Source organism: Natronincola peptidivorans, assembly GCF_900111615.1.
GTDB lineage: Bacteria > Bacillota > Clostridia > Peptostreptococcales > Natronincolaceae > Natronincola_A > Natronincola_A peptidivorans.
Map to the genome: position 1 here is coordinate 297,114 of NZ_FOHU01000002.1, position 12,915 is coordinate 310,028.

General features: G+C 36.8%; 9 protein-coding genes. 8 read left to right on the forward strand and 1 reads right to left on the reverse strand.

Annotated elements, in window-relative coordinates:
- Positions 1-180 precede the first annotated feature (180 nt).
- From glsA to BMX10_RS04115, 8 genes are all read left to right on the forward strand, one after another.
- Entirely contained in the window at positions 181-1,110 is a 930-nt protein-coding gene (glsA, locus tag BMX10_RS04080) for a glutaminase A (RefSeq protein ID WP_090439742.1), read from the forward strand.
- An 89-nt stretch (positions 1,111-1,199) separates the two neighbouring features.
- Positions 1,200-2,810, forward strand: a complete 1,611-nt coding sequence (locus BMX10_RS04085) for a gamma-glutamyltransferase family protein (RefSeq protein ID WP_090439745.1) — start codon at positions 1,200-1,202, stop codon at positions 2,808-2,810.
- A 49-nt stretch (positions 2,811-2,859) separates the two neighbouring features.
- On the forward strand, positions 2,860-4,881 hold the full coding sequence (locus BMX10_RS04090; protein WP_090439748.1) for a transporter substrate-binding domain-containing protein: 2,022 nt from the start codon (positions 2,860-2,862) through the stop codon (positions 4,879-4,881).
- A 3-nt stretch (positions 4,882-4,884) separates the two neighbouring features.
- Positions 4,885-6,246, forward strand: a complete 1,362-nt coding sequence (locus BMX10_RS04095; protein ID WP_090439751.1) for a sigma-54-dependent transcriptional regulator — start codon at positions 4,885-4,887, stop codon at positions 6,244-6,246.
- A 337-nt stretch (positions 6,247-6,583) separates the two neighbouring features.
- Positions 6,584-7,591: a TAXI family TRAP transporter solute-binding subunit gene (locus BMX10_RS04100; RefSeq protein ID WP_090439754.1), complete on the forward strand. Its 1,008-nt coding sequence runs from the start codon at positions 6,584-6,586 to the stop codon at positions 7,589-7,591.
- Positions 7,584-8,120, forward strand: coding sequence for a DUF1850 domain-containing protein (locus BMX10_RS04105; protein WP_090439756.1), 537 nt, complete (start codon positions 7,584-7,586; stop codon positions 8,118-8,120). The genes BMX10_RS04100 and BMX10_RS04105 overlap by 8 nt, the downstream gene beginning before the upstream one ends.
- A gap of 5 nt (positions 8,121-8,125) precedes the next feature.
- Positions 8,126-10,081, forward strand: coding sequence for a TRAP transporter permease (locus BMX10_RS04110; protein WP_208976101.1), 1,956 nt, complete (start codon positions 8,126-8,128; stop codon positions 10,079-10,081).
- A 774-nt stretch (positions 10,082-10,855) separates the two neighbouring features.
- Entirely contained in the window at positions 10,856-12,559 is a 1,704-nt protein-coding gene (locus BMX10_RS04115; protein ID WP_170834673.1) for a methyl-accepting chemotaxis protein, read from the forward strand.
- A gap of 106 nt (positions 12,560-12,665) precedes the next feature.
- Here BMX10_RS04115 and BMX10_RS04120 read toward each other — a convergent pair whose 3' ends face one another.
- Positions 12,666-12,899, reverse strand: coding sequence for a hypothetical protein (locus BMX10_RS04120; RefSeq protein WP_090439762.1), 234 nt, complete (start codon positions 12,897-12,899; stop codon positions 12,666-12,668).
- Between the last annotated feature and the right edge of the window lie 16 nt (positions 12,900-12,915).

Here is a 12,915-nt window from a genome sequence, read left to right on the forward strand (position 1 = left end):
AATTGTATATATACTGTAGATCAATAACCCTTTAAAAAGGAACAAAGTTTTCCTTTGGAAGCTTTAAAGGATGACTTTGTTGAAATCTATATTCAGAAAGTTCTCTTTCGCTTAATCATTGTAAAGTGAGAACTTTCCAATAGATTATAAAAGATTACAAAGCGGAAAGGTGATAGCTTTATGAAAGAAGAAATAAAAAAACATTTAGAGAATGCAATTACATCCTATCATCATTATTATGCATCAGGAAAACTTGCGGCTTATATTCCTGCTCTATTAGAAGCGAATCCTAAGGCTATAGGAGCATGCATCTTAGATAAGGAAGGTCATTGGTATTGTGCAGGAGATTATGAAAAAAGATTTACCATACAGAGCATATCAAAGATTGTTACTCTGGCTTTAGCTATTATGGATAATGGAGAAGAAAGTGTTTTTAGCAAGATGGGTTATGAGCCTACGGGGGACTCCTTTAACTCTCTTGTTAGAATGGAAATCAATCGTGTTCCGAAGCCATATAATCCTATGATCAATGCTGGGGCCATTGTAGTGACTTCAATGATTAAGGGTGAGGATAATAATGAAAAGCTAGAAAGAATAATAGATTTCTTCAAAAGGTTAACTAGTAATGAGGAATTATCTATTGATGGCAAGGTATATCTATCAGAAAAGGAAACAGGCCATAGGAATAGAGCTTTAGCCTACTACATGAAAGAGGTAGGGATTCTTTCATTAGATGTGGAGGATGTCCTAGACTTATATTTTCAACAGTGCTCTATTTTAGTGAACTGCCAGGACCTAGCAAAAATAGCTATGGTATTTGCCAATGATGGTGTAGATATAAACACAGGCGAAGAACTTGTCCCTAAGTATATTGCAAGAAAAATAAGAACCATCATGGTAACCTGCGGTATGTATGATGCTTCGGGGTCCTTTGCAGTTAGGGTTGGATTACCAGCTAAGAGTGGTGTAGGTGGGGGGATTATTGCCCTATCCCCAAAAAAATTGGGGATAGGGCTCTATGGCCCTGCTTTAGATGATAAAGGTAATAGTATTGTTGGCATGAAGGTGTTAGAAGAACTATCAAGAAAATTAGATTTGAGTATTTTTTAGGGGGTAATGAAAGAATAGGAAAATGTTATTTAATAAAGAAGTGTAAAAGTAATAAATATTAAGTATGGAACACTAAAGGAGAGGATGGAATGATAAATTTTAATCCCCATAAATATGAATACCCATCACAAAGGAAGATGGTTTATGGGAAAAAAGGTATGGTAGCCACTTCCCATCCCTTAGCAGCCCAAGCTGGACTAGAAATAATGCAAAAAGGGGGCAATGCTATAGACGCAGCTATTGCTACGGCTGCATGCTTGACAGTAGTGGAACCTACATCCAATGGTATTGGAGGAGATGCTTTTGCCTTGGTTTGGGTAAAAGGAAAGCTGCATGGATTGAATGCCAGCGGGCCTGCCCCTACAGACATTAGCCTCGAAACATTAAAAGAGAAGGGTTATAAAGAAATTCCTCGATATGGGTGGGTGCCGGTAACCGTACCAGGAGCTCCAGCAGCTTGGGGAGAATTGTCTAGGAGATTTGGAAAACTACCATTAATCCAAGTGATGGCCCCCGCCATTAGGTATGCTGAGGAGGGACATCCTATTGCCCCTACCACTGCAAGGCTTTGGGATTATGCATTAAGGGATCTCAGTAATAATGCCAAGGGTGAAGCCTTCCAGCATTTCTATGAGACCTTTTGCATAGAAGGACGTGCACCAAGGGCAGGAGAAGTATGGGCATCGAGGGATATGGCAAAAACATTGAGAATTATTGGAGAATCAAATGGAGCTGGGTTTTACCAAGGAGATTTAGCAGATAAAATTCATAAGTTTTCCCATCAGTATGGTGGGTTCCTTACAAAAAAGGACTTGGAAGGCTATCGGGCGGAATGGGTAGAGCCTGTTAAGGTCAATTATAAAGGTTATGATGTTTGGGAGCTGCCCCCAAATGGTCATGGGATTGTAGCATTAATGGCGCTAAATATTATCAAAGGATTGAACCTGCAGGGTAAAGACAAAGAAGAAATTTTGCATCAGCAAATTGAAGCTATGAAGCTTGCCTTTGCCGATGGTTTAAAGTATATAACCGACCCTAGAAAAATGAAGGTAAAGGTAGAGGACCTGCTTTCCGATGGCTATGGGGAGGAAAGAAGAAGGTTAATAGGAAAAGAAGCTCTACAACCAATGACAGGGGAACCGCAAAAAGGAGGAACTGTATACCTAGCTGCCGCTGATGAAGAAGGAAATATGATTTCCTTTATTCAGAGCAACTACATGGGCTTTGGTTCTGGTTTAGTGGTACCGGGAACTGGTATCAGTCTTCATAATAGAGGGAAAAATTTCTCTATGGAAAAAGAGCATGTCAATTCCTTAGAACCAGGAAAAAAGCCTTACCATACCATTATCCCAGGCTTTTTAACACAAGATGATGAAGCTATAGGACCCTTTGGTGTGATGGGAGGCTTTATGCAGCCACAGGGACATTTGCAGGTGATCATGAACACCATAGATTTTCAGATGAATCCACAGGAGGCATTAGATGCTCCCCGTTGGCAGTGGATAAAGGATAAAGAGATAGAACTGGAAAAACAATATCCTCATGCTATAGAAAAAGCCTTATTACAAAGAGGTCATCATATCAGCATACAAGAGGATGAAACCACCTTTGGCAGAGGTCAAATTATATGGAAAAGCAAAGAAGGCGTACTATGTGGAGGAACAGAGCCTAGAACCGATGGAAGCATAGCAGTGTGGTAAAAAAAGTATGCTAAAATAGATATAAGATGAAGCAAGAGGAGGCATAGCTATGGACATGAAAAAAATAGGCTTAATGGGCTTTATTATATTGGTGCTATGCTATAGCTTCAGTGGAGGAATAGTGTATGGTGATGAGGACAGTCTGGCCTCTAATGGAGCCATAAAGTCTATTAAAATTGCTGTGGATTTGGACATGCCTCCATTGCAATATCAAGAAAATAATAGCTATAAAGGTTTTAATATAGACATTTTAGAGGGGATTGCAGAATTTCAAAGCATAGAAATAATCTATGTACCTATGGCGCTGGAAATTAGCATAAAAGCGCTGGAAAAGGGAGAGGTAGATGCAATTCTAGGTGTGAATTATCTAGCAAATCTGTCTGAAAATCTGATGTTTACAGAAAACATTCTAACCTCCTCCGTCGGATTAATAACAACCAGTAATAAAGTAGAAGAAAGAGAAGAAAATTTAGAACTGACGGATATGATTATAGCCCTAAAAAGACAAACGGTAGAGTATCAATATTTACAAAATGTTAGACGAGTACAGTATAATACCACCAGCAACCAAGTGGATGCCTTTTATCTGTTGTTGGAGGGTAGAGCAGATTCTTTGATGGGGGATAAAATCATCACCCAATATCTACTTAAAAAGCATCAATTAGAGGGAAACTATGAATTTATTAATAGCTATATTATCCCCATAGAATACTCCATAGCAGTATATAAAGATAATCATAACTTACTTTATATATTAAACAGTGGTCTGCGACAAGTAAAGGAAAGAGGTATCTATGGGGAAATATATGATACATGGTTTGGAGAGGAAGATTTATTAGCCCAGAAGAAATTGCAACAGGTAATGAAAGCATTTGTTTTCTTTATTATCATCACTATCGTTGTTTTTGTCATAAGTATCCGATGGAACAATGAATTAAAAAAGGAAGTAAATAAAAAAACAAAGCAGCTAAGGGAAATAAATAAAGATTTAGAGAATCAGATTAAGGAAACAAGAAATAAAAACGAATTAATCAATCAGATATTGGAGAGTAGTCCTAGAGGAATGGTTACCTTTAGCAGAGAAGGTAGGATTGCCTCTTGTAATCCAAGAGCTGCTGAAATAATGGGTATTCACCAAAACCCTGTAGGAATGAACTATAAGGAAATTCCTTTATTTTTTAAACTATTAAAGGACAAAATAGAAAAAGTAACAATAGACGGGATGCAATTTTTAAGTGAAGAAACTGAATGGACAAGGCAGGATGGAGGAAATCATAGCATTCGATATATGATTTATCCACTTAAAAACTATGAAAAAGTCATCACCGGTATGATGATTTCTTTTGAGGATAATACAGAAGAAAAAGAAATAAGAGCTGCTCTCTTTGCAAGAGAAAAAAGTAGAGCTTTACATGACATTGTTGCAGGCATTGCTCATGAGATAAGAAACCCTCTTACCTCCATTAAAACCTTTGTAGAATTAATACCTGAGAAATTGAATAATCCTAACTTCCAGAGAGATATTATCAGCTATGTCCCAAAGGAAGTAGAAAGAGTGAATCAATTAATAGAAAACCTTATTGATTATGCTAAACCTAAAAAACCCAATAAAGAGCAAGTAAACGTAAATGATTTAATCGAATCCTGCTGTGGATTATACAAGCCAGTTTTGGAGAAAAAAGGATTCCTCCTAGATGTACAAATCCAGAAGGACTTAAAAATTCAAGCAGATAAGAGTCAAATAAAGCAAGTGATTATCAATTTTATTATTAATGGAATTGAAGCAATGGAGGAGATAGAAAATGAAAGAAAATCTCCTTTGGTTTTATCTATATCAGGGTGGAAGGATGCAAAACATATCTATCTTCAAGTAAAAGATGAAGGGGCCGGGATGACAGAGGAAGAAATAAATAATGCACTAAACCCCTTTTATACCACAAAGATGAAGGGTACGGGTTTAGGTCTTACCTTATCAAAACAATCCATCGAAGAAAATGGAGGCCAGTTGATGATAGAAAGTAAAAAAAATATTGGTACCAGCATGATTATTACTTTTCAAAGGAGTGAGTAAAGGATGGAAAAAATTTTAATTATTGATGATGAAGCGGCTATCTGTTCCTCTCTGACCTTTGCTCTAGAGGATAAATATGCTGTAAAAAGTACCACTGACCCTTTACAAGCAGTTATGTGGGCAAAAGAAGAAAGATTTGATTTATGTTTATTGGATCTAAAAATCGGAAATGTAAGTGGCATAGAAATATTGATGGAGTTAAAAGGCATACAAGAAGATCTCATTGTCATTATTATGACGGCCTATGGCACAATCGCCTCCTCCATAGAAGCGATAAAAAAAGGGGCTTATAGCTATCTAACCAAGCCGTTAAATAAGGAAGGCTTATACTCCATCGTTGAACAAGCATTAAAGTTTCAGAAGCTTAATAGGCAGGTTGAGTATTTAAGTCAAGAGCTAGAGAAAAAATACAATTATAAAGGCATTATCGGCAAAAGTCCTTTGATGAAAAATGTCTTTACCTTAATTGAAAAGCTAAAGGATGTAGAAACCAATGTAGTCATTAGTGGAGAAAGTGGTACTGGAAAAGAACTGGTGGCAAGGGCAATACATTTTTCTGGAAAAAGGAAAAAAGAACCCTTTGTAGCAGTGAACTGTGCTGCTATTCCTGAAAATCTTTTGGAAAGCGAGCTCTTTGGGTTCAAAAAAGGTGCTTTTACAGGAGCTGCTGGGGATCAGATGGGGAAGTTCCAATATGCCAATAATGGAACTATATTCTTGGATGAAGTTGGAGATATGCCTATGGCCCTCCAAGCAAAGCTTTTAAGAGTCTTGCAGCTAAAGCAGGTTACACCATTGGGATCAAATCATCCTATAGAGCTAAATATAAGAGTAATTGCTGCTACCAATAAGGATTTAAAAAAGGCGGTAGAGGCGGAAAGCTTTCGTCAGGACCTATACTTTAGGTTAAATGTAGTGGAGATTTCCATTCCGCCCCTAAGAGAAAAGCCTCAGGACCTACCCCTATTATTTCAACACTTTATCCAAAGCTACAATAAGGAACTCAATAAAAAAATTAAAGGGCTTTCAGAAGAAGCACAGAATTGTCTTTTACAGTATCATTATCCAGGTAACATAAGAGAACTGGCCAATATTTTAGAATATGCTATGCTAATGACAGAAGAACCTTATATTCAGCTGGGGAATTTACCATTGGAGCTACAAAAGAAATCATCGGCAGTTTTTGCTTATAACCAAAACCCTGTTGATTCCTTAGTAGGATTAACCTTAGATGAAATGGAAAAATTATTAATTGAAGCCACCTTAAAGAAAAATGAAGGTCAGAGAAAAAAGACAGCTCAGATGCTGGGGATTAGTGAGAGAGGTCTAAGAAATAAAATTTCAAAGTATAAGATCGATAAGTGAAGAAAAACAAAAAGGGGAAAAATATTCCGCATGGGAAAAATATTCCCCTTTCATTTTAAATCAACTTTCTGAAAAGTTAAAATACAAATCACTCCATAAAAAACCCTAATTTTAAACAAACATCCCCGTTGCACAATGAGGCATTACATTTTTAAAATGAAAGAATACAAAAATATATTTCAATAAATGAACTTTTATTCCCCTTTATGATATGGGACAAAACCCCTTAGCAAAGTAAAGAGCTTGTAATAGAGCCAAAACAAAACTTGGCATATATTTTGCTTATTATAATAAATGAGGCATTACAATAATAAAATAAAAAGGGGAGAATTAGCTGATGAAAAAAGTATTATTTCTTTTATTAGCAGTTGTATTGATTTTGACAGGCTGTGGAGGAGGAGCTGGAAATACAGCTCAAGAACCAGCTCAAGAACCGGCTGAGGGAGAAGCTCAAATTGATAGAAGTATGTTTATCACTGTTGCTTCGGGTCCAACCAGCGGTGTCTACTATCCTATAGGTGGAGGGTTTTCCAATGTTATTGAGCATGAATTGGGTTATAGATCCTCTGTACAATCGACGGGAGCTTCTGTAGAAAACATTAATTTAATCCTAAATAATCGTGCTGAACTGGCGATTATGATGGCAGATGCAGTACAACAAGCGTATCAAGCCTTTGGGGCATTTGAAGGGGAGGAACCAAAGGAAGAGTTAAGAGGTTTAATGAGTTTATATCCAAACTACGTTCAATTGGTGACTACAGTAGATACTGGTATTGAAAGCTTTTATGATTTAGAAGGAAAAAGAGTAGGGGTAGGTGCTCCTAACTCAGGTGTGGAATTAAATGCAAGACTTATGTTTGAAGCACATGGCATGACCTATGATGACATAAGACCAGATTATCTTAACTATGGAGAAGCCATTGATCAAATGAGAAATGGTATGATTGATGCAGCTTTTGTAACAAGCGGTATTCCGAATTCTACTATTATGGACCTTGCTACAACCCATGAAATTAAAATTATTCCTATAGAAGGAGAAGGTATGGAGTATTTGAAGGAACACTATCCTTTCTTCTCACCAAACATTATTCCAGCTGGTACCTATGACAATCCTGAAGATGTAAATACAGCAACTATCATGAACCTACTTCTAGTAAACGTTAATGTGCCAGAAGAAGTAGTATATGATATTACAAAAGGAATCTATGAAAACATAGACATCATTCATAGTTCTCATAGTGCAGCAGAAAGACATATTAATATAGACACTTTTATGGATGGAATGGTAGTACCGTTCCATGCGGGTGCAGAAAAATACTATAAAGAAGTTGGTGTGATTGACTAAAGAACCTACAAGCAAAAAACAGAGGAAGTATTTTGAAGCTTCCTCTGTTGATGCTCTCAGAGCAAGAATGAGGCTTTTCATTATTATTATAGGCATTCTTTTGTTTTGTATTTATTTTTTAGTAAATAGAAGTCAAAAGCATTGGTTAATAATTATGGATGAAGCTTCACAGGAAAAATATTATCAGGTGGAGGTTCAACCAGGGGATGAAGTAGAGTTTTACTGGATACATTCTGTAGAGCATATCTCCTGGATTGAGCTGTTTACGATTGATGATAGCTATGAATTTTTGTTGCAGGAAATAAGATTTGAAGGTTTTGGCGCTGGCATACCTCACGATAGAGGTAAGGAAGTGAAGGTAGAAGACGGATATATTATCATGACAGATATAGAGGAAAAATATCCAGCATATGATTGGATTAATTCCCATACCGCTACAGAGAAAATCACATTCAATGGAGAAAAAATTGCTAGTGGTAAGGATTTACCTCATCATGGTTACATGAAGATGGTTATTCAAGAGAGGTGATAGAAATGATCAATGACAAGATGGATAAAGATATTGAAGAAAAACAACAAAAGTTATTAGAAAAATATGATAGTGAATCTAGGTTTAGGATTTTTTCTAACCAAAAAACCGCTTTAGCAGTAAAGGTATTTGCTATAGCTATTGCACTATACCATTTATACGTATCCTACTTTGGAACCCTTGTAACCTTAAAGCATCGATCCCTCCATGTCGCTGGTATTTTAGCCTTAACTTATTTTCTATTTCCTGCCTATAAAAAGGCTAATAGGAAGAAAATGGCTTGGTACGATGCTGTTTTAGGTGTGTTAGCCCTATCCACTACTGTCTACATTTTTAAAGATTATTTAGGTATTGTTCATAGGGCAGGAATTCCTAATAGCACTGACCTCTTTTTTGGAGTAGTCTTAATTGTATTGGTTCTAGAAGCTGCAAGAAGAGTGACAGGCTTTGCTTTACCGCTATTGGGGATACTTTTTATCGGTTATGCTCTTTTTGGAAGGCAAATGCCAGGTTTTTTTGGACATCGAGGATATGGCTGGACAGAGGTAGTAAATCATTTATTTGTATCTACAGATGGGGTGTACGGTACTGCTGTAGGGGTGGCATCAACCTATATATTCCTCTTCATATTATTTGGTGCTTTTATGAATAAATCGGGAATGGGACAGTTCTTTAATGATATATCTCTAGCTTTAGCTGGTCATACCAAAGGAGGGCCAGCAAAGGTAGCAGTTATAGCCAGTGGGTTTTTAGGTAGTATCAATGGTGCTGCAGTAGCCAATGTAGTAACCACGGGAGCCTTTACCATACCTTTGATGAAAAAAACCGGATATGACGACGAATTCTCTGGAGCTGTGGAAGCCTCAGCTTCCGTAGGAGGACAATTACTCCCTCCTATCATGGGAGCAGCAGCTTTTATTATGGCTGAAGTACTAGGAATTCAGTATAGGGTTATTGTTATGGCAGCCATTTTACCTGCGTTATTATATTATTTAGGAATCATGACACAGGTTCAGATGCGGGCGTCAAAAAAGGGACTAGAAGGTATACCGAGAGAACAGCTGCCAAGAGTAAAGGATGTAATGAAGGAAAGAGGACATCTTTTAATACCGCTATTATTTTTAATTTATATGCTTTTTTTCACAGGAAGGACGATTATTAACTCAGCATTCCTTACCATAATTGTAACGATTCTTGTAAGCATGCTTCGTCCTACCACGAGAATGAGCTTCAAGGATATTATAGATGGCTTATATGAAGGAACCCGTTCCGTTGTGCCGGTGGCTGTTGCCTGTGCTGCGGTAGGACCAATCGTAGGGGTTACCAGTATAACGGGCTTTGGATTAAGTATGGCCCATGCTATTGTATCCTTAGGTGGTACCAGTCTACTATTTACCTTGGTGTTTACCATGATTACCTGTATGATTTTAGGGATGGGACTCCCTAGTATCCCAGCGTACCTTATTACAGCAACTATGGCAGCACCAGCACTGGTAAGATTAGGGATTGAACCAATCGTAGCACATCTATTTGTATTTTACTTTGCTATGTTTGCCAATATCACACCTCCTGTTGCCTTAGCTTCCTTTGCAGCAGCTGGGATTTCTGGTGGTAACCCTATGAAAACAGGCTTTGAATCCATGAAGCTGTCTATAGCAGGCTTCATTGTTCCTTATATGTTTGTTTATAATAGTGCCCTACTATTAAGAGAAACCACGTTTTTACAAGGAGCCATGGTGGCAGTTACCTCCATCGTTGGTGTAATCATGTTGGGTAGTGCGGCGGAAGGGTATTTTTTCACCCATATGAAAAAGGTGAATCAGGTAGTATTATTCGCAGGTGCGCTGATGCTAATTAGTGCAAATTTAATCCAGGATATTGTAGGACTATTGGTAATCATGGGAATACTGATGCTACAATGGAATAGAGCAAAAAAAGAAAGAGCTATAAAAACAGCATAGATTTTCATGATAAAGATAAACACTGGCATAAGATTAAGGAGATGCAGAAACTAGTATTGCATCTCCTTTAATTATTGTAAAAATATACCAGAATATTAAAGTCTTCAACTGGTCAATATAATTATGTAGGGTGCGTAACAGTTGAGCCAAGACTTATATGTGCTCCTTAAACGGGGTATATATAGGTCGGCCAAAGATTGTATATTGGTCATGGTCTGGCTGATATACAGTCGGCGGGAAGATCCTATAGAGTCGGGAAAGGTTCTATTATAGTCGGTTACATCAATAATAATTCGATTATAATAGGATCCCAACGGATTTTATAGGGTCGAGCGAAGACTCTACAGGGTTCCGCAGGTTTTTAATGATGCATTGTAGTTAAAGACTAATGGTTTTATACAGCCGAGAGGTTGTATAAGGCTGTTCAGGTATCCTGTAGGGTCGAACGAACCATCAGTATAGGTAATGACCTGCTTGGTTATGGTCGAAAGATCATAGCTAGGTAAAAAGTTATCTATATTGGTGCAAGGTAGATTGTTACGTGCTCTTTTAATACTTGAATATTGCATGTATATTTGGACTACATTTAAAGAAAAATGTAGTTTTTTGTATTTAAAATATTTCCTTTATCCTTCTCAATGATTTACATAAAATAATGAAGCAATGGCCTTGTCGAATTACCTAAAAAATTATTGAAATTTCAAAAATTTTATGATAAAATTACTAAGAATACATATAATTGCCATAAAAAAATGCTACAGGGGGACTGAAAAGATGAAGAGAGCCTTTAGTAATGTATCACTGACCTATAGTGTTATTGCACTTGTAGTAATAAGTCTAATATTTATATCTGCAGTAGGAGTTTTGGGTTATTTAGGCGTTAACAGCATTCAGGGGAATGTGGATATTATCTATACCTCTGCAGTATTGTCTGGACAGGAAATTAATGAAATCATTACTGAGTTTATGAATATTAGAGTAGATACATTAAGAATGTTGGATTTTGGTTACACAACTAGTATTGTCAACAATGTAGCATCATTAGACGGCAATCTTCGTCAATTGATGGATGGATTCCTAGAAGGCAAAGATGAACGAGATAGAGAGGTTATTCTCTTAACTGTAGCTTATGGGAGATATGAAGAATACATGCGGTCTTGGGACAGTGTAAAGAACCAATTATCCCAAGGAGAAGAAGCAGATTCTAACCACAAGTTTGTAATGGATGCATCTAGTCGTACCATTATGACTAATCTAAATGAAATTCTTCGTTATAATCAAGAACTAGTAGAGGAACTACAAAGAGAAAGCTATAGTATCTATCAAAGCATTAATAGAAATATTCTGCTGTTGTTAAGCAGTGCAGTAGTATTACTATTAGTTTTCTCCATCATAATTATAAGAGTTTTTAATAAGTCAATTAAAGAAATGATTGAAATATATGAAAAAATAGCTACCGGTGACTTAGCATTAACTATTGATACAAAAGGGAAAAATGAATTTGGAAGAATGAAAAAATCACTAGCAAAAACTATAGAGGATTTTGCCCTTATGATGGAAAAAACAAAAGGCAATGCTGCTAATACCAGTGACAATGCCCATGCTTTAGCAGGGATATGTCAGCAAATGACAGCTGCTGCAGATGAAGTTTCCAATGCTATACAGGAAGTCGCACAGGGCTCTAATGGACAAACACAAGAGCTAAAGATAGTTACCGGCATCGTCAATAATTTTGGGAAAGAATTAGAAAAAATAGTTGTTGACGTGGAAGAAATACATGTGAATGCAAAAGAAACAGATGCTATGATTATAGAGGGGAACACAAAACTACAGGATCTAACTTCATCAACAGAATATATAAGTACATCTTTTAAAGAAGTAAGTAACAATGTTGCAGTGTTGAATGATAAAATTACAGAAATCCGACAAATTACAGATCTTATCAACAGCATTGCAGAGCAGACCAATCTGTTAGCTTTAAATGCCGCTATAGAAGCCGCCAGAGCTGGAGAAGCTGGTAAAGGCTTTGCAGTAGTAGCAGATGAAATAAGAAAACTGGCAGAGCAATCTAAGACATCCTCAGAAAATATTAATGAATTATTATCAAATATTACCTCAGATAGAGATAAAATTGTTAAGACTACTGAAAATGGTATGGCTAATTTACAAACACAAGAAAAGGTTGTATCTAATACAACAGAAGCTTTTAAAGGCATACTGCAAAATATTGCAGCTATATTACCCAAAATTGAAAATGTCAATGCATCTATTACCATACTCAATAATAGTAAAGACGATATCGTTACTAAGGTAGATGCTGTCACCACAATATCAGAAGGTAACGCTGCTGTGGCCCAGCAGATTGCTGCATCATCAGAAGAAATGAATGCATCAGTGGAGGAAGTAGCTTCCACAGCACAGGTATTAAATGAAATGGCAAGTGATATGGAAGAAGAGATGAATAAATTTAAAGTCTAACCAGACTGTTGAAAAGCCACCATCTTCTGCGTTACTTCAAAACCCCAGCACCCTTACGTATTATTCATACGCTTCGGTGGCTGGGGTTTTCTTGTTGGTTGCCTTATTACTTTAAAGGATGACCTTGGTTTTTCCTATGAAGATTCTTTATGCTTTCATCCCAAGCTTCTTGAAAAAATTTTCGGGAATCAAAGGCATCAACATCCCTCATCATATCTAATGGCATTACATAAGAATTCATATCCTTTTCTTTTTCTGGTATTTGAAAATCTCGTGCATTATAGGTGCTGTCAATAATGTCCTGTGGATTTCTCGTGGTATGCTGTTTATCTTTTTTCATTATATGCCTCCTACCA

Excerpts from the sequence above, each read along its gene's own strand:
- glsA (WP_090439742.1), top strand. The coding sequence starts at position 181 with ATGAAAGAAGAAATAAAAAAACATTTAGAGAATGCAATTACATCCTAT.
- BMX10_RS04085 (WP_090439745.1), top strand. The coding sequence starts at position 1,200 with ATGATAAATTTTAATCCCCATAAATATGAATACCCATCACAAAGGAAG.
- BMX10_RS04090 (WP_090439748.1), top strand. The coding sequence starts at position 2,860 with ATGGACATGAAAAAAATAGGCTTAATGGGCTTTATTATATTGGTGCTA.
- BMX10_RS04095 (WP_090439751.1), top strand. The coding sequence starts at position 4,885 with ATGGAAAAAATTTTAATTATTGATGATGAAGCGGCTATCTGTTCCTCT.
- BMX10_RS04100 (WP_090439754.1), top strand. The coding sequence starts at position 6,584 with ATGAAAAAAGTATTATTTCTTTTATTAGCAGTTGTATTGATTTTGACA.
- BMX10_RS04110 (WP_208976101.1), top strand. The coding sequence starts at position 8,126 with ATGATCAATGACAAGATGGATAAAGATATTGAAGAAAAACAACAAAAG.
- BMX10_RS04115 (WP_170834673.1), top strand. The coding sequence starts at position 10,856 with ATGAAGAGAGCCTTTAGTAATGTATCACTGACCTATAGTGTTATTGCA.
- BMX10_RS04120 (WP_090439762.1), bottom strand. The coding sequence starts at position 12,899 with ATGAAAAAAGATAAACAGCATACCACGAGAAATCCACAGGACATTATT.